The organism is Amphritea atlantica, assembly GCA_024397875.1.
Taxonomy (GTDB): Bacteria; Pseudomonadota; Gammaproteobacteria; order Pseudomonadales; family Balneatricaceae; genus Amphritea; species Amphritea atlantica_B.
On record CP073344.1, the window covers coordinates 3,679,380 to 3,701,021 of the forward strand.

Annotated in this window: 20 protein-coding genes; 2 read left to right on the forward strand and 18 right to left on the reverse strand. The window is 51.2% G+C overall.

Translation table 11 applies throughout. From position 1 onward, the window contains the following. Positions 1-117: 117 nt before the first annotated feature. The 17 genes from KDX31_17020 to ffh all read right to left on the reverse strand — a co-directional run bounded on the left by KDX31_17020 (position 118) and on the right by ffh (position 18,887). The gene (locus KDX31_17020) at positions 118-1,023 is read right to left on the reverse strand and encodes a sel1 repeat family protein (protein UTW03010.1); all 906 of its coding nucleotides are present in this window, start codon (positions 1,021-1,023) and stop codon (positions 118-120) included. Continuing rightward, positions 1,016-3,193 (reverse strand): hypothetical protein, encoded by a 2,178-nt coding sequence (locus KDX31_17025; GenBank protein UTW03011.1) that lies wholly within the window; start codon positions 3,191-3,193, stop codon positions 1,016-1,018. The genes KDX31_17020 and KDX31_17025 overlap by 8 nt, the downstream gene beginning before the upstream one ends. Beyond that, the gene (locus KDX31_17030) at positions 3,190-5,595 is read right to left on the reverse strand and encodes a type VI secretion system tip protein VgrG (GenBank protein UTW03012.1); all 2,406 of its coding nucleotides are present in this window, start codon (positions 5,593-5,595) and stop codon (positions 3,190-3,192) included. Before KDX31_17030 ends, KDX31_17025 begins: the two co-directional genes overlap by 4 nt. Positions 5,596-5,692: 97 nt before the next feature. After that, positions 5,693-6,547, reverse strand: coding sequence for a deoxyribonuclease IV (gene nfo / locus KDX31_17035; GenBank protein UTW03013.1), 855 nt, complete (start codon positions 6,545-6,547; stop codon positions 5,693-5,695). An 80-nt stretch (positions 6,548-6,627) separates the two neighbouring features. Continuing rightward, positions 6,628-6,810, reverse strand: coding sequence for a hypothetical protein (locus KDX31_17040; GenBank protein ID UTW03014.1), 183 nt, complete (start codon positions 6,808-6,810; stop codon positions 6,628-6,630). A 46-nt stretch (positions 6,811-6,856) separates the two neighbouring features. After that, on the reverse strand, positions 6,857-8,590 hold the full coding sequence (gene recJ / locus KDX31_17045; GenBank protein UTW03015.1) for a single-stranded-DNA-specific exonuclease RecJ: 1,734 nt from the start codon (positions 8,588-8,590) through the stop codon (positions 6,857-6,859). Beyond that, positions 8,583-9,392, reverse strand: a complete 810-nt coding sequence (locus KDX31_17050; protein UTW03016.1) for a YdcF family protein — start codon at positions 9,390-9,392, stop codon at positions 8,583-8,585. Before KDX31_17050 ends, recJ begins: the two co-directional genes overlap by 8 nt. A 72-nt stretch (positions 9,393-9,464) precedes the next feature. Next, positions 9,465-10,859 carry a threonine synthase gene (locus KDX31_17055; protein UTW03017.1) on the reverse strand — a complete coding sequence of 465 codons (1,395 nt, stop codon included), beginning with the start codon at positions 10,857-10,859 and terminating at the stop codon, positions 9,465-9,467. A gap of 28 nt (positions 10,860-10,887) precedes the next feature. Then, positions 10,888-12,183, reverse strand: coding sequence for a homoserine dehydrogenase (locus KDX31_17060; protein UTW03018.1), 1,296 nt, complete (start codon positions 12,181-12,183; stop codon positions 10,888-10,890). A gap of 196 nt (positions 12,184-12,379) precedes the next feature. Beyond that, positions 12,380-13,120 (reverse strand): thioredoxin fold domain-containing protein, encoded by a 741-nt coding sequence (locus KDX31_17065; protein ID UTW03019.1) that lies wholly within the window; start codon positions 13,118-13,120, stop codon positions 12,380-12,382. A gap of 192 nt (positions 13,121-13,312) precedes the next feature. Continuing rightward, entirely contained in the window at positions 13,313-14,224 is a 912-nt protein-coding gene (gene xerD / locus KDX31_17070) for a site-specific tyrosine recombinase XerD (GenBank protein ID UTW05436.1), read from the reverse strand. A 102-nt stretch (positions 14,225-14,326) separates the two neighbouring features. Beyond that, positions 14,327-14,743 (reverse strand): hypothetical protein, encoded by a 417-nt coding sequence (locus KDX31_17075; GenBank protein ID UTW03020.1) that lies wholly within the window; start codon positions 14,741-14,743, stop codon positions 14,327-14,329. A 164-nt stretch (positions 14,744-14,907) separates the two neighbouring features. Beyond that, positions 14,908-15,267: a 50S ribosomal protein L19 gene (gene rplS, locus KDX31_17080; GenBank protein ID UTW03021.1), complete on the reverse strand. Its 360-nt coding sequence runs from the start codon at positions 15,265-15,267 to the stop codon at positions 14,908-14,910. 16 nt (positions 15,268-15,283) lie between these two features. After that, the gene (gene trmD, locus KDX31_17085) at positions 15,284-16,033 is read right to left on the reverse strand and encodes a tRNA (guanosine(37)-N1)-methyltransferase TrmD (protein ID UTW03022.1); all 750 of its coding nucleotides are present in this window, start codon (positions 16,031-16,033) and stop codon (positions 15,284-15,286) included. Between the two features lie 3 nt (positions 16,034-16,036). Next, a complete protein-coding gene (gene rimM, locus KDX31_17090) occupies positions 16,037-16,570 on the reverse strand; it encodes a ribosome maturation factor RimM (GenBank protein UTW03023.1) in 534 nt (177 codons plus the stop codon). Positions 16,571-16,601: 31 nt separating this feature from the next. Further along, positions 16,602-16,841 (reverse strand): 30S ribosomal protein S16, encoded by a 240-nt coding sequence (rpsP, locus tag KDX31_17095; protein UTW03024.1) that lies wholly within the window; start codon positions 16,839-16,841, stop codon positions 16,602-16,604. A gap of 654 nt (positions 16,842-17,495) precedes the next feature. Then, complete coding sequence (gene ffh / locus KDX31_17100; protein ID UTW03025.1) at positions 17,496-18,887, reverse strand: signal recognition particle protein; 1,392 nt, start codon at positions 18,885-18,887, stop codon at positions 17,496-17,498. A 259-nt stretch (positions 18,888-19,146) separates the two neighbouring features. Here ffh and ccsA point away from each other — a divergent pair, with 259 nt between their 5' ends. Together ccsA and KDX31_17110 are read left to right on the forward strand one after the other, a co-directional pair. Further along, positions 19,147-19,932 carry a cytochrome c biogenesis protein CcsA gene (gene ccsA, locus KDX31_17105; protein ID UTW03026.1) on the forward strand — a complete coding sequence of 262 codons (786 nt, stop codon included), beginning with the start codon at positions 19,147-19,149 and terminating at the stop codon, positions 19,930-19,932. Positions 19,933-20,043: 111 nt separating this feature from the next. After that, positions 20,044-21,324 carry an HlyC/CorC family transporter gene (locus KDX31_17110; GenBank protein UTW03027.1) on the forward strand — a complete coding sequence of 427 codons (1,281 nt, stop codon included), beginning with the start codon at positions 20,044-20,046 and terminating at the stop codon, positions 21,322-21,324. Here KDX31_17110 and KDX31_17115 read toward each other — a convergent pair whose 3' ends face one another. After that, the gene (locus KDX31_17115) at positions 21,325-21,630 is read right to left on the reverse strand and encodes an MTH1187 family thiamine-binding protein (GenBank protein UTW03028.1); all 306 of its coding nucleotides are present in this window, start codon (positions 21,628-21,630) and stop codon (positions 21,325-21,327) included. Positions 21,631-21,642: the final 12 nt, after the last annotated feature.

Genomic DNA, 21,642 nt, shown 5'->3' on the forward strand with positions numbered 1-21,642 from the left:
AAGCTAAAATAGTAAAGCTCGACGCAACCAGCAGCAAAAGGGTAATAACATAGAAAGTAACGAACTTTTTTCATAACGCCGACATCTTTGTCGTTTAATTTTCAGAGCCTGTCTATATTATTCAGTCATCTCGTTCTGATCGGTTTCGGGGTTATAACGGCCCAGCGTTGGGTGGTGGGGTAGAGGCAGCATTTCACTTAAGTTCGGAAATTTAAGGTCTGGATTTTTATCCAACCGGTCATAAAGCTTGTCATACTTATCTGCCAGGGTTTCGTTGATTTCATAGCCAAAATCACCATCACGAAAGACTCCCTCAAGCGTTAACATACTATTTATACGACCTAACGCCGCCGCCGCCTGGTAGTAATAGAGGGCTTTAGGGTAGTTTTCTTCAGCAATTTGGTAAAATGAGCCCAACGCATCTGCGGAATTTCTATACTCCTGCTGTTCAGCACATCGGTGATAAGCGACCCCGATATCATCTTCCCTTTTTATATATATATATATCTCACCTAATCGATATTGCGCTTGGGGATTACCGAACTGGGCGGCTCGGTGATAATATTTCCAGGCCCCCTCTTTATCTTCTTTCAGCGCCAGCCCTTTCTCCGCCATAACCGCCAGATTGTAATACCCCAGCGGGATATCCCGGTCCGCCATCCACTGAAACCATTCCACTGCTTTAAAGTAGCTTTGCTCTGTCCCTTTACCGTATAGATAGCGAGTCGCTAGCTGGCTGGCCGCTTTCCAATGGCCCTGATCCGCTAACAGCTGATACCGATTGGTGATATTCACTTCATCTTTATTGGGTATCTGTTTTTTCTCATACGCCCGGACCTCCTGATACTGTTTTTCCAACTCCGGATCGACTTCAGGCAGGTGGTCTTTCTCAAAAGCGCAAACAAAGGGTTCTATATTGGCGGTACTCTTGTCTGTCATCGAACTATTCCCTTGCGATTCACTGTTACAGGCACTTAGAAACAATACCGCTATCAATAAGGATACTTTCTTAAAATTAATCATTAGCTGGCGCAACCTCACAATCTGGATCATAGAAATGCGTTAGAGTACCAATTAAAGCTTTCCCTAAATGCATAGCCCGCCAATTACCTGTCATCAGCTCATCCCAGTACCTATAGTTACTTTTCGAGTCCTTCTTAACTTTTCTGGTATGCATCTGCCATAAACGGTTTCTACAGTGGCTTGCCAGCGCGGGGGTTGGCGTGGCAATTGCCAGTTCAGTATCGATCTCCATACTGCGCTTGTTAATATTGGCTGATCCCAGCAGGAAGTAGTGGTCATCCACGACCAGCAGCTTGCTGTGGACATAGATCTGGGTGTAGAGATTGGCCTCGGCGGTACTACCGGTACAACTGGTCAGTGTGGCGATATGCACTTTCAGACCCTGGCTGTTCTGCAGTTCAAAGGCTTCTTTCGGATCATCCACATCCAGCTCGTTTTTAATCGCCTGTTGATTCTTTTTTTCCAATTCGGCTACAGCTTCGGGGTGATGCTCTCGAAGCGCTGCAATATCTGACTCAAGCTGCGGTAATTCTTCCCTGGTTTGTGCAATCTGCCCCTGAAGAAGAAAATTATAATAAGGGCTCAGACTGCCCTCTTTAGCCAACAACTGCTTGTAACGCGAACACCGCGATTCTAACTCTATGAGGTGCTGACGCTCATCTTTGACTAATTGCGGCAATCGTTCCTCCTGCCCCAGCGCTTGCAGCATAGAATAAGTATTCGTGCCCTCACCGCCACTATTCGGTTTATTGGTTATCACAAACCAGTAGAGGTCGTTTGCGCCTTTTTCCTTGCGTTGCAACGCCTGCTTTTTTAGACGTTCGGCAAAGGGTGTATAGCGGAAGTACTGATTTTCACTGTACACAAAATCTGTGGTATTACTCAAAGCACGCTCATAAGCCTTACGGATCGATCGATCCTGAAAGTCCTCTTCGGTCCTGCATATCTGGGCTATCGGGCAACGAAACCCTCTATCAAACGTCACTGCCTCGCGGAATTGTTCAGGAGTGACCGATTCCCGACTTTCATTGATGCGGGAGTTTCGGTTTCGCCAGGCATCATAAGGGATCTCCTTATCCCATGCATGACTGAAATTATCATTCAGGTCGAGTAGCACAGTGCCACGTACACGGGTTGAAATATCCTGCCAGGGACGGAAACCTGGATAACGCACCGAACTGTTAAACACATGCTGATCGTCGTCATAATAGTTCTTCTGCATGTTATGACCCATCACGAAGCCGACCGAAGTTTTCGGTTTGAGATAATCAATGAGAACCATTTTCTGATGATGGGTGGGAAATGTCAGCCCAGCAAACTTCTGAGTTTCAGAAGCAAAGGGCATCTCAGAGTCCTTTATCATATTCGCAACAGAGGCCACATCTTTGACATCCCGGGTGGTAAAACTGAGGTTAGTGATACGGTGGTGCCGGGCGCGTAAATACCAGTCTTCGTTGAATACGCGGTCGCCTTGTTGTAAGAAGGGCGAGCCATTATGTTTTGTATACGCTTGATTATACTGCGTCTCAAACGCAGTTTTCTTTTGTTCCATACGGGACTTAAGCTTATCCAGCTTCCACTGGTGGGGATCAGCCTTATACTCTCTGCTTTTCCAGAAAGGCTCTTCAACTTCAGACACATTCTGGTTTCGCCAGTCTCCAACCGCTTGCTGGTACTCATGCTGGGCATTCCGAAGTGCTTTCAATTCTGCATCATTCGTTTGCGCGTTCGCGCCGTTCTCCTCAAATCGCTTTTTCCTGAAATCACCACCAGTCTGTCGATCATAATCCGGAAGGCTCTCATCTTTAAACGAAGGCGATATATCGGCAATCGTGCTATACCAGATCATCACCCTGACCTGCACACCATCAGCCGCTTTCTTCTCCAGAAGTTCGCCGTAGCGCAACTCCCCTTTCGGCCCTGACAATCTCAATGACGGATCAAATCCCCAGCAGATGATATCAATGCTGTCGGTGGCGTTTGTTAATGCCTCCTCCAGAGCACCAAAGGCCTCTTTACCATTAATTAATGGCGTAATCTCTATGTTTTCACGATGAGGATAGATGACATTAGAGTCAGTCTCTGGGCAGAGCAGCCATTTGGGCACAGTGGTCGCTTTCAGGCTTTTTTCATCGGTTACCTGTTTGCACTCGGTTATCTGTTCGGTCATTCCTTGTCCTCCAGCTTACCTGTCACTGACTGCCCTTTATCTGCCTGCCAGTGGGCTATTCGAGCTGCACTGTCATCTTCATGATCACCTTTTTCAGTCCGGTATCCCTGATTGGCAATGCGCTCCAGCTTCCCCTGACTACCCTCGCTATATTTCTCAATCACATCGATATCAAAACGGTGGCCACTGATCAGCTCAACGCTGTACTGCCCGGTGCCTTCTACATGTGGTGCCTTGATATAGCCCTTTGCATCGGTCAGCCCTTCGGCAATCAGACTGCCATCCCGATAAAGCTTGTAAGGTTCGTTGGCATACCCCTTCGCCCCCGGCACCGGGGCGATTTTAAAACGCACTTCATCTTTTTTCTCAAGGAAGTCGAGCGGCAACGGGGTCTGAATGGTTTCAGCCTGTTTCGGATCGGTGACAAAGCCTGAGGTGCTGTTATCCGCATCCAGAGGCCGCTTAGGCTGGACAGGCCTGGCTTTACCGGCACCAGCACCGCTTCCGCCTTCATTAAGCTTCAAATTAGCCCCAACGATGGTGACGCCGCTGGGATCGAGTTTAATCAGACCACTACCGGCTTTCAGGGTTAACTCGGTGCCGACATCGATGATGATCTGGTTGCCTGCCTTGTAGTGCATCTCACTGCCGGCATACTGCATCAGTTGTTCGGCAATCGCGGTGAACTGCGATTCACCGATGGTCAGGTGCTGGTTTTTATTCACCTGCTGAAACTGATCGCCCTGAGTCAGATGATGCTCATCGCTGCGGTATTCGCTGTAAATATTACCTTCGACGATCTTGTGACGGTCATTGCCCAGCCAACTGCGATGGTCGTGTTTGGTTCGCTGATCGACATCCTTTTCTGCATGATAAAAGACCTGCTCTTCACCTTTTTTATCCTCAAAACGGATCTCGTTAAAGCCCACTCCGCCTTTGGTGGTGTTGGTTTTGATGGTGCTACGGGTTTTATGTTCCGGCAGTATATAGGGGGGGCGGTTGAGGCCGTGATACACCCGTCCGATCACCAGCGGGCTATCCGGATCGCCTTCGAGGAAATCCACGATCACCTCTTCGCCAATGCGGGGGATAAACATGCTGCCGAAACTGCCGCCGGCATGCGACTGACTCACCCGGATCCAGCAGGAACTGGTTTCATTGCCCAGTCCTTCGCGGTCCCAGTGAAACTGTACTTTGATGCGGCCATGCTCGTCGGTGTAGATCTCTTCCCCTTCAGGACCAGTGACCGTCGCAGTCTGGGTGCCTTCCACACGGGGGGATTTGACCTCGGTGGCGGGACGGAACGGCACCTCGAAGGGAACGCAGAGATAATTGTTGCTATACTGACTGCCCTCGGTCGAGGCCCCCACTTCCAGCACCTGCGGCTGAGAACATTCATGCTCAACCCGCGCAATCAGATACTCACTGTTGAGTGCATCCCGATCGTGCCCGGTGAGCTCGAAACTGTAACCCGGAGTCATCCGGTTAACATCGCTGCTGCCCTTAGCCATTTGACGGTAACGGTTGAGGGATTCCAACCGTATCAGGGCGTTATTACTGCCCCGGCCTGAATCGATAAAACGGCCCGGGTGGTCATAGATCTCCAGCGGCACGTCAAGCTCGCCGGATTTCGCAGATTCCAGTTTAAGATTGGGCTTTTTAAAATCAAAATCCCGCAGGGTCACTTTACCGGGGACTATCGATTCGCTGTAACTGAAGCTGAAGATATGTTGTTCACGTACGGCGCCCTGACTGTCGTAAAAACAGTCAAGTAGCGGATCACCACTGATGGCGGGGTTGGAGCCGGAGGTATCGCTGAAGATCAGTACATGCCCTTCATCGCTGTGTTCGAAGTAGTAGTGAATCCCCTCTTCGGCCAGCAGCCGCTGGATAAAATCCAGTTCTGTTTCCCGGTATTGCACACAGTAGTCGTAATCCGGATAACTTTTGAGCAGATCAAACCGAAACTCATCAGTGCTCAGCCCGGCATCGGTGAGGAGGGTCTGGATGATGGTCTGTACATTCTGAAACTGGAAGATCCGGCTGTTCTGCCGGTGTTGCAACGCCCAGATTTTAGGCACCAGGCAGATATGGTAAGAGCTCTGATTAACCCCCTGATCTCCGAGAGTCACTTCCGATACGATACCGTGGATATAACGGACATTATCCTGGCTGGAGAAGTCATCACCTCTGTCGGTCAGATCCAGCAGGGTGACAAACGCGGGCTGACCGATCAGGGTAGCAAAATCGATATCACCATCATCGGAGACCACTTCGATAGCAAACTCAAACAGCGCCGAGACCTCCTCCGCACCGTTAAGCCGCACCAGACTGAACTGTTCTGAATCGTCTGCGCCCTGTAGCTGAAAGAAAAAGCGTTCTTCGTTTGCGTTAAGAAACATCGTTAAATCCTTTTAACGGAGAGGAGCGTCCTGGCCCCCGTCAGATAACTGTATAGCGTGTTATTTTATACAGCAAGTAGTATGCCGTACAGACTATTTACTCAATCGGATCAGTAAACCCTCGCAACATCTGGATCTCTTCCGCCCAGATCGTCTCATCGATGGTTTCCAGCACCAGCGGGATTCCGCGAAAACGGTCATCGGACATGATAAAGCGAAACACCTCCAGACCGATCTCTCCCATCCCCAGACTGTGATGGCGGTCTTTGCGACTGGCAAACGCCGCTTTAGAGTCGTTCAGGTGCATCCCCTTGAGATAGTCAAAACCGACAATCCGCTCAAACTCAGCGAAGGTCTGCTCACAATCAGCCCGGTCGCGCAGGTCGTAACCTGATGCAAAAGTGTGACAAGTATCCAGACAGACAGCCACCCGGCTTTTATCTTCGACCCGATCGATAATATGCGCCAGATGCTCAAAGCGGCAACCCAGATTGCTGCCCTGACCGGCGGTATTCTCGATGACGGCGGTCACACCCCGGGTTTTATCCAGCGCAAGATTGATTGATTCGGCGATGGTGTTAAGGCAGGTTTCCTCATCCACCTTGCGCAGATGACTGCCGGGGTGGAAGTTCAGGTAACACAGACCCAGCTGTTCGCAGCGCTGCAGTTCGTCAATAAAAGCTGCGCGGGACTTTTCTAACGGCTCCGTTTCCGGATGCCCCAAATTAATCAGATAGCTGTCGTGGGGGAGGATCTGCTCAGGGGCAAACCCTAACCGCTCACAACCGTCGCGGAACTTAGTGATATTGCCTTTGGTCAGCGGTTTTGCATCCCAGCGACGCTGATTTTTAGTGAACAGGGCAAACGCATTAGCGCCCAGTTTAGCCGCGTTCAACGGGGCATTTTCCACCCCGCCGCTGGCGCTGACATGGGCACCGACAAAATAATTCAAGAAAAAGCACCTCTAATAAGCGTTACGAGCACCGTTCAACGCAGTCCATAGGTTGCGCAGTAGATGATGAGAGGGGCGACTTACAGCTTGCAAGCACCGCCCAGACAATCATCAAAATCCATACTTTCCAGTTCAGCACGCTCTGCCTGTGCGGCTTTGATACGACTGAACATCAGCGCTTCAGCACTTGCATCATCGCTAATGCCCGCTTTTTCAAATACAGCAACCAGAGTGTTCAGTTCGTCCAGGGTAAAATCATTCATCGTTTAACTCTCTTAAAATAGCACTTACTAAAAAACCGCTGCCGGTTCAGAGTGGCAGCAGGTGATCTATCATCAGTTGCAGGCTGCGTTGCCCGCGAAATTCATTTACATCCAGCCGATACACAGCACGCACCCGCTGAATAGCATCATTGGGCCAGATATCAGTATCGGCATTAAAGTGGATTGCATCAATGGCGATACCACTGTCAGGCTCCATCAGCACCAGTTTCAGGTGCCGTTGACCAACAATGCGCTGCTGTAGCAGGGAGAACTCACCATCAAACAGCGGCTCCGGAAACTGATGCCCCCAGGGGCCTGATTCGCGCAGTAGTTCGGCAATCTCCATCGACAACTCAGCGCCGGATAAAGTGCCATCGGTCAACACCGCATGCTGCAACTGTTCAGCGCTTAGCTGACGTCGAACTTCAGCATCAAACGCCTGCTGAAACAGGGGCAGATCTGACGCAGTGATAGTCATGCCCGCAGCCATCGCATGGCCACCGAACTTCTTCAACAGCTCCGGATGTTTCGCCGCCACCGCATCCAGTCCATCACGAATATGAAATCCGGGTACCGAGCGTGCAGAGCCCTTCAACTCACCTTCATCCCCTACAGCAAAAGCCACTATCGGGCGGTTGAGTTTCTCTTTTATTCTGGATGCCAGGATACCAATAACCCCCTGATGCCAGTCCGCATCATAGAGACACAGACCAAAGGGCAGCTCGCCCTCGGCGTCCAGCTCCAGCTCGTCCAGCAGCGCCACCGCCTGCTGCTGCATCTCCTGCTCTATGCCGCGGCGTTCCTGATTCAGGGTATCCAGCTGCAGGGCCAGCTTCTGCGCACTCTCAGGATTATTGGTCAGCAGACACTCGATACCGATCGACATATCATCCAGACGGCCAGCGGCATTCAGGCGGGGGGCCAGGGCAAATCCGAGATCGGTAGCGCTCAGACGGCTTCGCTGTCGCCCGCTAATGTCGATCAGCGCCATGATACCCGGCCGGGCCTTGCCAGACCTGATCCGTTGCAGTCCCTGATAGACCAGGGTGCGATTGTTCTGTTCAAGCGGCACCACATCGGCCACAGTGCCCAGCGCCACCAGGTCCAGCAGGGACGCCAGGTTTGGCTTGGCCAGATCACGCTGCTCAAACCAGCTTTGCTCATCTAAAGCACGGCGAAGCGCGGTCATCACATAGAAAATTACGCCTACACCACAGGTAGATTTCTCACTGAAGCGACAACCCGGCTGATTCGGATTGACGATGGCGCAGGCAGCGGGCAGTTGATCTCCCGGAAGGTGGTGATCGGTAATCAATACATCGATGCCCAGCTCATTTGCTGCGGCAACCCCGGTCACACTGGAGATGCCGTTATCCACCGTAATGATCAGATCCGGCTGCTGCTGAGCCGCCACCGTGACAATTTCCGGGCTTAATCCATAGCCAAACTCAAACCGGTTGGGTACCAGGTAACTAACACGGCTGGCACCCATCATGCCCAGCCCCAGTACAGCCACCGCAGTACTTGTAGCCCCGTCACAATCAAAATCACCGATAATCAGAATATGCTGATCCTGCTGCAGGGCCAGAATCAAACGGCTGACCGCCTGATCCAGCCCCAGCATATCCCGGCCGGTCTGCAGCTGCTGCAGGCTCCGGCCCAGAGCATCAGCATCATCCAGACCGCGACTGGCATAAATGCGTGCCAGCAGCGGATGCACCTGACTGAAAACTTTACTATTCGGGTCGGCCTCGCGGCGACGAATGATGAGTTCACTCATTCAGGCTGATATCCAGGTTAGCTGATGGAAACAGAGCATCGGTTTTATCCGTCATATAATAGACCCCCAGACCGATCCACTCACGAACACCGATTGAAAGCTCATAGAGGTTTCGTCCAAGATCGGCCCGCCAGCTATCAAAGCCTGCAGGCCGGGAGTAATAATCCACCGGATAGGGAATAACGTTCCAGCCCTGTGTCCGGAAAATGCCCACCGAACGTGGCATATGGAAAGCAGAGGTCACCAGCAACCAGCCACGGGGATCATCAAAATCAGCCCCCTGAGGCAAGACACCCTGACTATAGATCGAATTTTCAAAGGTATTACGGGAGTCCCGTTCAAAAATCACCCGCTCATCCAGCTGTTGCGACTGCAACCAGCTATGGATCACATCCGCACCCCGAAACTCCGGTTTCCGCACCGAGCCAGAACCACCCGTAAGAATGACCGGAACATCCGGGTATTGCTGAAGCAGTGGCAGAATAGCCATATCCCGCTCTGCCGCCATATTAAACTGGGGCTGTTTCCAGATTGCGCTCAACTCAGCCTCTTCTGCGCCACCGAGCACTATAATGCCGGCGATATCTTCAGGCAGCACTACTGGCGGGGCGAAACGTTTTTCTAATGGTTGCAGCAACAGATCACCGGCAGGGTAAAAAGTGATAAACAGCAAACAGCAAGCGACCAGCGAAGAGATCTTTCGCCAACCTCTCAGAAGCGATATAACCAGAATCAAAATCAGAAAATTACCGGGATTGGCCAGCACCCAGAAACCTTTCGACAACAGAAAAAACAGGTCCATGCTTGTTATCCCCCAATAAAAAGCCCGCTAAAGCCTGAGACTCTAACGGGCTGGTATCAAAGCAGCAACTATTTAATCACTATGCACGTTATCTGCAACAAACTGCTGTACTTTAGCCAGCTCATTTGGCAACACAGTGAACTGCTCTTCGCGCTCAAACAGGTCCGCCATATGGGCAGGCAGTTGCGGTGATTCGAGACCCGCTTTCAACACGGCTTCCGGGAATTTAACCGGATGCGCGGTCGACAGAACAATCATCGGCACGCTGGCATCACGATTACACTCACGCCCTGCCGCCACACCGATAGCGGTATGCGGATCCAGCAAGTAGCCGGTCTCAGCGGCGACTTTAGCTATCACTTCACAGGTCGTGTCGTCATCACAGGCATAGCTGTCGAACAGTTCACGCACCGCTTCCCAGCGCGACTTATCTAATTGTACTGGCTGCGTTTTGAACTTAGCCATCAGATCACTGATCGCTGCGCCATCGCGCCCATAAACATCGAACAGCAGGCGTTCAAAGTTAGATGAAACCATGATATCCATTGATGGAGACAGGGTATGTACCAGCTCACCCTTGCTCATATCGTTACCGGAGATCACCCGGTGGAGGATATCGTTCTTGTTCGTGGCGACCACCAGTTGACTGATCGGCAGCCCCATCTGCTTGGCCAGATAACCGGCAAAAATATCACCAAAGTTACCGGTTGGAACGGAGAACGCCACTTCGCGGTGTGGCCCACCCACCGCCAGCGAGGCGGAGAAGTAGTAAACGATCTGGGACATAATACGTGCCCAGTTGATCGAATTTACCGCACCCAGCTTGCGGCCACCGAGGAAGTCCTGATTGGCAAAGCTGTCTTTGACCATCTCCTGGCAATCATCAAAATTACCTTCCAGTGCAATATTGAACACATTATCTTCGATAATGGTGGTCATCTGCTTGCGCTGCACTTCGGATACCCGGTTATAGGGATGCAGAATAAAGATATCCAGATGATCGCTGTGACGGCAGCCTTCAATCGCGGCGGAACCGGTATCACCGGAGGTCGCCCCCATGATTACCAGGCGCTCCTGACGTTTGCTCAGGGCATAATCCATCAGACGACCCAGCAACTGTAGCGCAAAATCTTTAAATGCCAGGGTAGGTCCGTGGAACAGCTCCAGCACCCATTCATTGGTGCCCAGCTCTTTCAGCGGAGCAACCGCTATATGGTTGAAGCCGGCGTAGGTATCATCGATCATCTGTTTCAGATCGGCATCCTCGACACAGTCATCAACAAACGGTTTGATAATCTTATATGCCAGCTCGTTGTAGGGCAGACCGGCCCAGGAAGCGATCTCATCCTGAGTGAAAGTCGGCAGGACTTCCGGTACATAGAGTCCGCCATCACTGGCCAGACCGGCCAGCAGTACATCTTCAAAATTCAGTGCAGGGGCGTTGCCCCGGGTAGAGATATATTTCACTGTCTAAATTCCTGCTATTACCGTTGCCTTACAGATGCTCAACGCGGATACGGGTCACCGGCTCATTCACGTCAGCCAGTGCTTCAATCTGAGCAATTGCCGCATTCATCCGTTTCTCTTCAACATTCTGGGTCAGAATGATGATCGGCACCTGCTGCTGATGCGTCTCTTTCTGCACAATCGCATCGATACTGATCTCTGATTCACTCAGAATCGTAGCAACCTTCGCCAAAACACCGGGTTTTTCATTCACAGTCAGACGCAGATAATATCCACTGATAATGGCATCGACCGGCAAAATAGGCATTTCAGACAAGCTACCTGGCTGGAAAGCCAGATGCGGCACACGGTTATCCCGGTCAGCGGTCAGCGTACGAACCACATCCACAATATCAGCCACCACCGCAGACGCGGTAGGTTCAGCCCCGGCACCGGCACCGTAATACATAGTCTGGCCAACTGCATCGCCATCCACCAGCACAGCATTCATTACGCCATGAACATTAGCCAACAGCGCCTTTTCCGGAATCATCGTCGGATGCACGCGCAGCTCAATCCCCGCATCAGTGCGGCGACTGATACCCAGGTGCTTAATGCGATACCCCAGCTCTTCGGCGTACTGAACGTCATCCGCGGTAATATTACTGATACCTTCGGTATAGGCCTTATCGAACTGCAGCGGAATACCAAAAGCGATGGACGCCAGAATAGTCAGCTTATGCGCTGCATCGATCCCTTCAACATCAAAGGTCGGATCGGCTTCGGCATAACCCAGCGCCTGAGCTTCGGCCAGGACATCGGCAAAATCGCGCCCCTTATCGCGCATCTCAGTAAGAATGAAGTTACCGGTGCCGTTGATAATCCCCGCCAGCCAGTTGATCTTGTTACCGGACAAACCTTCACGGATCGCCTTGATAACCGGAATACCGCCGGCAACCGAGGCCTCGAACGCCACCATCACATTCTTTTTCTGGGCGGCTTCAAAGATCTCATTACCATGTACTGCGATCAACGCCTTGTTGGCAGTGACAACGTGCTTACCGTTTTCGATCGCCGTCATCACCAGCTTCAGCGCGGTGTCATAGCCGCCGATCAGCTCAACCACGATATCGATTTCCGGGTTGGTAGCAATCTCGAAAATATCCCCTGTAATATGGGTACCCCAGGTATCGCAATCAGGATTTACACGGCGGGCGCCAATCGATTCAACAACGATGTTACGACCCGCACGACGAGAGATCTCTTCCGCATTACGTTTCAGTACATTGAATGTACCGCCACCAACGGTGCCAAGACCACAGATACCAACTTTTACAGGTTTCAAACCATTACCTCGCACTATTACTTTGCCATTCGAGTGGCAGACATTTCTGCGGTTAAAAAACAGGCAGGCATTATAGCGAAAACCAAGCGTAAGCTCTATGCAGCGCCCTGCCGGATGCAAAAAAAATCCGGGTTGAATAATTCACATACAAAAAAGGGAGCCAAAAGCCCCCTTTTCTCAATCAAGCACGAAAACGCTAGTTCGCCACACCCAGCATCTTCGCCAGCTGCGCGGCAGGCATATAGCCAGGTACCAGAGTACCATTCTGCAGTACCAACGCGGGAGTTCCGGTAACCCCCATCTTCTGCCCCAGCGCGTACTGACTCATTACGGGACTATTGTCACAACTCAGGGAGGGGATAGCCTGACCCGATTTAGCCTTGGTAAACAAAGCTTGCTGATCCGCCTTATCAGCACACCAGATAGAATCCATTACCCGATGCGTTTTAGAGCCCGCTCCGGCACGGGGGAAAGCCAGATAGCGGACTTCAATACCCCGCTCATTAATCTGGGCGATCTCTTTATGCAGTTTACGACAATAGAAACAATCGGTATCGGTGAATACCGTCAAATGCGCCTTGGTTTCACCGATTGCCGGAAAGACGATCATATCCTGTGGTTCAATAGCCGCCAACTGCGCTATCCGGTCCTCTTTTTTCCCCTCTTCGGTCAGATTAACCAAACGACCATCCGACTGAACCTTATATATCTCACCGACAACAAAGTGACTGCCGGCCTCATTGACATAGAGTTTTTCACCACTGGCGAGAGTTACTTCATAAAGTCCGGGAAACTGTGCATCAGCCACCGCAACAATCGGCACCTGACTGTTCAGCGCACTCAGGGCTGAACGGATAGCCGCCCCCTTACTCTCATCGGCTGAAACATTAAAACTCAGCAAAGCCATTGCAACTATCGTGAAAAATATCTTTCGCATAATGTCCTCAATTATCCGGGAGATCTCCATCTGAATCCCCCTATCAACGCTCTGCTTAAATAAAGCCTGTCTTAAAAGTCTGAATCAAAAAGAGTTTACTGAAAAAGCATCTGCCTGTAAGACGCTAAAAAGGCAGCTTAGTTTCCAGCCTAACCATAAAAACTGAAAACAACCTGAAAACGGCTTTAAAATTCACCCCCGGGGGTGATGTTGCTTATGCAGGGATTGTAACCGATGACGGGCAATATGCGTATAGATCTGTGTCGTCGACAGATCACTGTGCCCCAGCAACAGCTGCACAACCCGCAGGTCTGCTCCATGATTCAACAAATGTGTCGCGAAGGCATGGCGCAGCACATGAGGCGACGGCAACTGTTCCACCCCGGCAGTCAGTCCGTGGCGCTTAATCCGGTGCCAGAAGGTTTGCCGGGTCATCTGCTGCCCCCTGCGACTGGGAAAGACCACCTCATTCTCAGCATCATGAATCAGCGCCGGGCGCGCCTCCCTGAGATAACGTACCAGCCAGTCTGCCGCCTCATCCCCTAAAGGCACCAAACGTTCTTTATCCCCCTTGCCCACGACCCGGATAACCCCTTGCCTAAGATTAATCTGAGACAGCTGCAAGCCTGTCAACTCACTTACCCGCAACCCTGATGAGTAAAGCATCTCCAGCATCGCCCGGTCGCGAAAGCCCAGCGCATCGCTCAGATCCGGCGCCTGTAACAACGCTTCAACTTCAGTTTCAGTCAGGCTTTTAGGCAGTGACCTGCCCCGCCTGGGACTTTCAACCTGCAGGGTCGGGTCTTCACTTAACATTCCCTCACGCACCAGATAACGAAAGAAGCCCCGCAAACAGGAAAGCAATCGCGATGTTGAGCTGGCTTTCATCCGCTGACGCACTCGCCAGTTAAGGTAACTCAGCAGATCGGTTCGACCCGATTCGAGTAGAAAAGCCTTCCGGCTATTTAGCCAGCAGGCATAGATGGCAAGATCCCGACGATATGAACTGAGCGTATTTTTACTCAGCCCTTTCTCCAGCCAGAGCGCATCTAAATATTGTTCGATCAACTCAGAGTCGCGGGGGGAAGGGTGTTCAGCCGTCATCCGGGCATCGGCAGATAGCTTTTCAGTTGATCGTTCGTCGGCAGAAGGTTCGTTGTCAGGCAGTTGACTGGTCACACAGGGGAGTCCGTTATCGGGGAAGCATTATCGCAACACTTTGAGCCGGGAAAGCTTTTTTTTATTAATCGGATAACTTGCGCTACCCTGACCGAGATGTTCATCGACATACAATATATCGCCTTTCACACTCTTAAGTGTACCCTCAACCTTCCGGCCAAAATAGGTCTCCAGTTTGATCCAGCTACCCACATACTGGTCGATTTCTTCATGATCGACTGACTCATAACGCTTCTTTACCACTTTCAGAGGACTACTATCTCCCACCACAGAGCGACGAATCGCCTCACGCGTAGCCTCCCGGTGCGAAGCGTTATTATTAGCCGCTGCACCCGCTCCTGCCTCACCCGGCTGAGTCGTGGCGGCCGCTTGATTATTACCCGCATATGCCGCAAATACTGCCAGCAACATAATAGAGCCCAGTCCGAACGATAGTCTTTTCAATCCCTAAACCTAAGCAACAATGAGTTTTGCAACCCTGAAGTCCGAAACCACTTCAGCCCCACTATATCGTGCCTATATATTAATACGCGTTCAACACTGTCGCGAACGCCAGACAACAAAAAAGGCAGCCGAAGCTGCCCTTTTATACTCAAACTGGTAAGCGATTACTTAGCCAGCTTCTCTTTAATACGTGCAGACTTACCGCTACGCTCACGCAGGTAGTACAGTTTAGCCTGGCGCACGTCACCGCGACGCTTAACTTCAATGCTGTCTACAGTAGACGCAAAAGTCTGGAAAGTACGCTCAACACCAACACCGTGAGAGATTTTACGAACAGTGAACGCAGAGTTAACGCCACGGTTACGCTTACCAATCACAACGCCTTCAAACGCCTGCAGACGCTGACGGGTGCCTTCAACTACTTTTACCTGAACAACAACGGTATCACCCGGTGCAAATTCTGGTACTTGCTTATTCATCTGTTCAGCTTCGATCTGCTGAATGATAGAGTTTTTGCTGCTCATAGCACGCTCCTAAATACTAACCCTGAGACGCTTCTGTCTCACGGATAAATTCGGTTAACAATGTCAGCTGCTCTTTGGTCAGTTCAAGGTCTTCCAGCAATTCGGGACGCCGTTTCCAGGTTCGCCCAAGTTGCTGTTTCAGACGCCAGCGTCTGATCGCCTCGTGGTTACCGCTAAGCAACACATCAGGTACGGACATATCGTCGAGTTTTTCTGGTCGGGTATAATGAGGACAGTCAAGCAGCCCATCACTAAAGGAATCTTCTGCCGCTGAGTCCTGGTGGCCAAGCACACCGGGAACCAATCGGGACACTGCATCGATCAGCACCATTGCTGGTAACTCGCCGCCACTGAGAACAAAATCTCCCAATGACCACTCTTCATCGATTTCGCTCTCCACAAGACGCTCATCAATACCTTCATAGCGTCCTGCGACCAGAATCAACCGCTCTGCAGCGGCCAGTTCCTTTACCCCGGCATGGTCTAGTCGGCGCCCCTGCGGTGACAGATAGATTACTCTGACCTGTTCACCGGCAGACTGTTTCGCTGCCTGGATCGCGTCCCGCAGCGGCTGCACCTTCATCAACATTCCGGGACCACCGCCATAAGGACGGTCATCCACGGTTCGGTGCTTATCCCTGGTGAACTCGCGAGGGTTCCAGCACTGCACATCCAGCAAGCCGTTGCGCACTGCTTTTCCGGTGACTCCGTGACGGGTTATCGCCTCGAACATCTCCGGAAAAAGGGTTACAACACCGATCCACACCGGTTAAAACTCCGGATCCCAATCGACCCGAATCGTACCTTCTTCAAGGTTTATCTCTTTAACCACCTGATCCGGCAGGTAGGGAATCAATCGCTCACGGCGATCAATACTCTCTGCATTACCTTTAACCACCAGAACATCATTAGAACCGGTAGCGATCAGATGACTCACCTTACCCAGCTTCTCGCCGGACTCGGTTAATACTTCAAGCTTTTCCAGCTGGCTCCAATAGAATTCACCTGCTTCCAGTTCAGGAAGCTGATTCCTCTCAATCGCGATATCAACGCCACAATACTGTCGCGCAAGATCCCGATCATCGACTCCAGCCAGTTTTGCGACCAGCCCTTTACCGTGTCGTTTACCGTCCGCAATTTTGAACGGTTTCCACTGACCATCAATGTTCAGTAGCCACGGTGAATATTCGAGGATGCTCTCCATCGGCTCGGTATGGGAATAAACCTTAACCCAGCCCTTAACACCATAAAGTGTGGTGATTCGCCCGATGGTTGTTAGATCTTCAGACGTATAGCCACTCATCACTCAAACCCGACTGATTGCTTTAATATGTTTACTTAGCTTCTTTCAGCAGCTTAGCAACACGGTCAGACATTTGCGCGCCTTTAGCTACCCAGTACTCAATACGTTCCTGGTTAATACGCAGTTGCTCTTCCTGACCTTTAGCCAGTGGGTTGAAGAAGCCAACACGCTCAATAAAACGACCATCACGCGGATTACGAGAATCAGCCACAGTCAGGTGATAAAATGGACGCTTTTTGGCGCCGCTACGAGCTAGACGAATAGTTACCATGCGTTAGGTCCCTTTATTAAGTGAGTTTTGAAATCGCTCACAGTTTACAGATAACAGTCCCATTCCGGATTCTTTTAGAATACCGACGCAGACTGCACCCATTTAAAAAACAGGGCGGCATATTACGTGAATTTGCCACCCCTGTGAAGCTTTTTGATTATAAAATAATCACACGACAGAAAGTTACATCCGTGGGAAGCCGCCTGGGCCTCCCATACCGCCGGGCATCATCCCTTTCATACCACGCATCATTTTGGCCATACCTGCTTTAGATGAAATAGGCTCTTGATAAGAGTTCATCATTTTTGCCATTTGCTGATTGACGCAAACAGCTACCCGGTTACATCCGCGGGAAGCCGCCAGGACCGCCCATACCGCCGGGCATCATCCCCTTCATGCCGCGCATCATTTTAGCCATACCTGCTTTAGATGAAATAGGCTCTTGATAAGAGTTCATCATTTTTGCCATTTGCTGATTGACGCAAACAGCTACCCGGTTACATCCGTGGGAAGCCGCCTGGGCCTCCCATACCGCCGGGCATCATCCCTTTCATACCACGCATCATTTTGGCCATACCTGCTTTAGATGAAATAGGCTCTTGATAAGAGTTCATCATTTTTGCCATTTGCTGATTGACGCAAACAGCTACCCGGTTACATCCGTGGGAAGCCGCCAGGACCGCCCATACCGCCGGGCATCATCCCCTTCATGCCGCGCATCATTTTGGCCATACCTGCTTTTGATGAAAACTTCTTCATCATCTTAGCCATCTGCTTATGCTGCTTCAGCAGACGGTTAACATCCTGTATCTGGGTACCGGAACCCATAGCGATCCGTTTTTTGCGGGAGCCGCTGATCACATCCGGGCGTTTGCGTTCAAGAGGGGTCATCGAGTTGATGATCGACTCAAACTGCTTAAAGCCTTTTTCTGCGCTGGACAGATTCGCCCCCTGCATCGCCGGAGCCATCTGCCCCATGCCAGGCAGCTTGTCCATCAGGGAGGCCATACCTCCCATGTTGTTCATCTGCTGCAGCTGATCACGGAAATCTTCCAGATCAAAGCCCTTACCCTTCTGAACTTTTTTGGCCAGCCGCTCAGCTTTCTCCTTATCGACCTTCTGTTCTACCTCCTCAATCAGAGAGAGAACATCACCCATCCCCAGAATCCGGGATGCAATACGATCCGGATGGAACGGCTCAAGGGCATCAACCTTCTCACCCACACCGAGGAATTTGATCGGTTTACCGGTGATATGACGAACCGACAACGCAGCACCGCCACGGGCATCACCGTCGGTTTTAGTCAGAACCACACCGGTCAGCGGCAACACATCATTGAACGCTTTAGCGGTATTGGCAGCATCCTGACCGGTCATCGCATCGACAACAAACAACGTTTCCACCGGTTTAATCGCCGCATGTAACGCTTTGATCTCGTCCATCATATCGCTGTCGACATGCAAACGACCGGCAGTATCGACAATCAGCACATCAAAATGCTTGATTCGGGCGTGATGAATCGCCGCATTGACGATATCGATCGGCTTCTGTTCTATAGATGAAGGGAAGAACTCCACCGACACTTCTGCCGCCAGCGTTTCCAGCTGTTTGATCGCCGCAGGACGATAAACGTCGGCAGAGACCACCAACACTTTCTTCTTCTCACGTTCACGCAGAAAACGGGACAGTTTGGCGACCGATGTGGTTTTACCGGCACCCTGCAGGCCCGCCATCATCACCACAGCGGGCGGCTGCGTCGCCAGGTTAAGACCCTCGTTGGCCTCACCCATCACTTTTTCCAGCTCTTGCTGGACGATCTTAACGAATACCTGTCCCGGACTCAGGCTCTTACTGACTTCGGTGCCTACCGCCCGTTCTTTTACGTTGTTAATAAACGCTTTAACAACGGGCAACGCCACATCTGCTTCCAGCAGCGCCATGCGCACTTCACGCAGAGTGCCTTGAATATTGTCTTCGGTCAGCTTTGCCTGACCCGTGACCGCTTTAAGCGTTTTAGCCAGACGATCCGTCAGATTCTCAAACATAGTTACGCCTTGAGGTGTTAATCCGCTACTGCTTATGTCAGAGCCAGCCTTTGCTACAGCTCTGTTACAGTAAAATAAAGTCCTGCATTATACAGCAGCAGAGCGCTTTAGGAACCTGATAATCATGGCGCCCTGACTATTCGGCAACCAGGACCTCCCCGATCAGACCCAATTGGGCAGGCATCAATATTTCATCACACTGATATTTATGACACACTTAGCGCCTGCACACTCTATGGAACTGATGAGTTAACCGCTAATGCACATTCTGCCCGCTATTTTCGCCATAATATGTTATCTGATCGCGGCTGTTTTACAGTGGCAGGTCGTCGGCGGACGCAGTATCAACAGTACGATCATCCGCCTCATCGGTTTACTGGCAGTTATCAGTCACGGTTTCTCGGCCTATCTGGATCTTCACCGCCCGAGCGGTATCCATCTGGAGTTCTTCAGCGCCGGCTCACTGATCGGCTGGCTGGTAGCCGCACTGGTTCTGTTAAGCTCATTGCGGCAAAAAATCGATAATCTCTACATCGGCATTTTTCCGCTGGCCGCTTTCGCCCTGTTTTTCACCTTGTTCGGGCTTGATTCACAACAGGGGAAACATTATGACACGGGCCTGGTGATCCATATCCTGATCTCTATTCTGGCCTACAGTATCTTTACCCTGGCGGCATTTCAGGCGGTATTGCTGGCAAAGCAGGAATATCAGCTGAAACATCACATAACCAAAGGCTTGCTGCGCTCCCTTCCGCCCTTGCAAACCATGGAAGCCCTGCTGTTTGAGATGATCTGGACCGGTTTGATTCTGCTGACGCTGTCGCTGATCAGTGGCGTGATTGTCTTTGATGATCTGTTTGCCCAGCATCTGGTTCATAAAACAGTTCTCTCTATTCTTGCCTGGCTACTCTATGCGACCCTTCTGATTGGTCGCCATCTGCTGGGCTGGCGCAGCCACAGGGCGATCCGCTGGACCGTCGGCGGCTTTATCGTACTGATGCTCTCTTTCTTTGGCAGTAAGTTTGTTGTCGAACTGTTGTTATGATTTACCTCCCGCACCTGGCAAAACCATTTCACTGAAGCCTTAGTATGCTTGACAGTATCGGGGGTTAAACCCGACAATGGCTCTCCAACTAGCAACCATAGGTTTACCGTCTTGGAAGGCGCATCGATCGAGTCCCTGTTGGGACTGCTTCTATTTCTGATTCTCTGCTCAGCCTTTTTCTCAAGTTCTGAGACGGGCATGATGTCACTTAACCGCTACCGGTTAAGGCACCTGGTGAAAAACCGTCACCGCGGCGCGGTTAAGGCTAATAAGCTGTTGAAGCGCCCTGACCGACTGATCGGCGTGATTCTGATCGGCAACAACTTCGTCAACATCCTTGCCTCATCAATTGCCACCATCATTGCGGTTCAGCTCTGGGGAGAGGGTGGGATATTCATCGCCACTGCCGCCCTGACAATGGTGATTCTGATTTTCGCTGAGGTTACCCCAAAAACGGTTGCCGCACTCTATCCTGAAAGGATCGCCTTTCCGGCCGCCTTTGTGCTTCAGCCATTACTGAAACTACTCTACCCCCTGGTGTGGATAGTCAACCTGATCACCAACAACTTACTGAAGCTGATTGGCGTCAAAGTGACCGCTGGGGAGCATCACCACCTCAGTACTGAGGAACTGCGAACACTGGTTAATGAATCGGGTGCCGTACTCCAGCAACGCAACCAGTCGATGCTGCTGGGCGTACTGGAGCTGGATGAAGTCACCGTCAATGATATTATGATCCCCCGCAATGAAGTGCTCGGTATCGATATGGACAATGATCTGGAAATGATTATTGATCAGTTAAGTAATACCGCTCACACGCGACTGCCGGTCTACCGTGGTGAGCTGAATAAAGTTGTCGGCATTCTGCATATGCGCAACCTGGCACAGGTATTCAGGCAGGAAGCCGTCACCAAAGCGGCGATTCTGCAGGTTATTCATGAACCCTACTTCGTCCCCGAAAGCACGCCGCTGCATACTCAGCTATTAAACTTCCAACAGGAAAGCCGCCGCATAGCTCTTGTCGTAGATGAATACGGTGATATCCAGGGCGTTGTGACGCTGGAGGATATCCTTGAAGAGATTGTTGGCGAGATGTCACTGAATGGCAAAGAAGAAAACCAGGATGTCTATCCACAGTCCGATGGCAGCTACTTTATTGATGGCACCGCGAATATCCGGGATGTGAATAAGTCGCTCAACTGGAACCTGCCCACTGACGGACCAAAAACCATTAACGGGCTGGTGATGGAGATTCTGGAAGCGATTCCCGATGCTAATATCTGCATGGTGATAGGTAATTACCGGATTGAAACCCTGCAGGTCAGCGACAACCAGATTAAAACCATCCGGGCTATTGAGCAATACCGGGAGAGTGAAGAGGAGGAAGAGTAATCACTCTTCCTTGAGCTTTGCCTTCACGCTGTTTATTTTGTCATCCATGGTCTGATCGCGATCGGTGCGGGTGCCGATCCGCATACTACTGCTGATCCGCACAGCACCCAATTCATGCACCGCCTCGTGACAGCGCTTCACCGCAGTAAATACCTCGTCCCACTCACCCTCGATATTGGTACCATAGGCGTGCATCTGATGAGCCAGCCCGGCATCCTGAAGGACACGCTGACAGGCCGTCACATACTCAGACACAGAGGTCCCCACGCCCACCGGCACGACACACAGATCGATCATCACTTTCATATTAACCTCCGG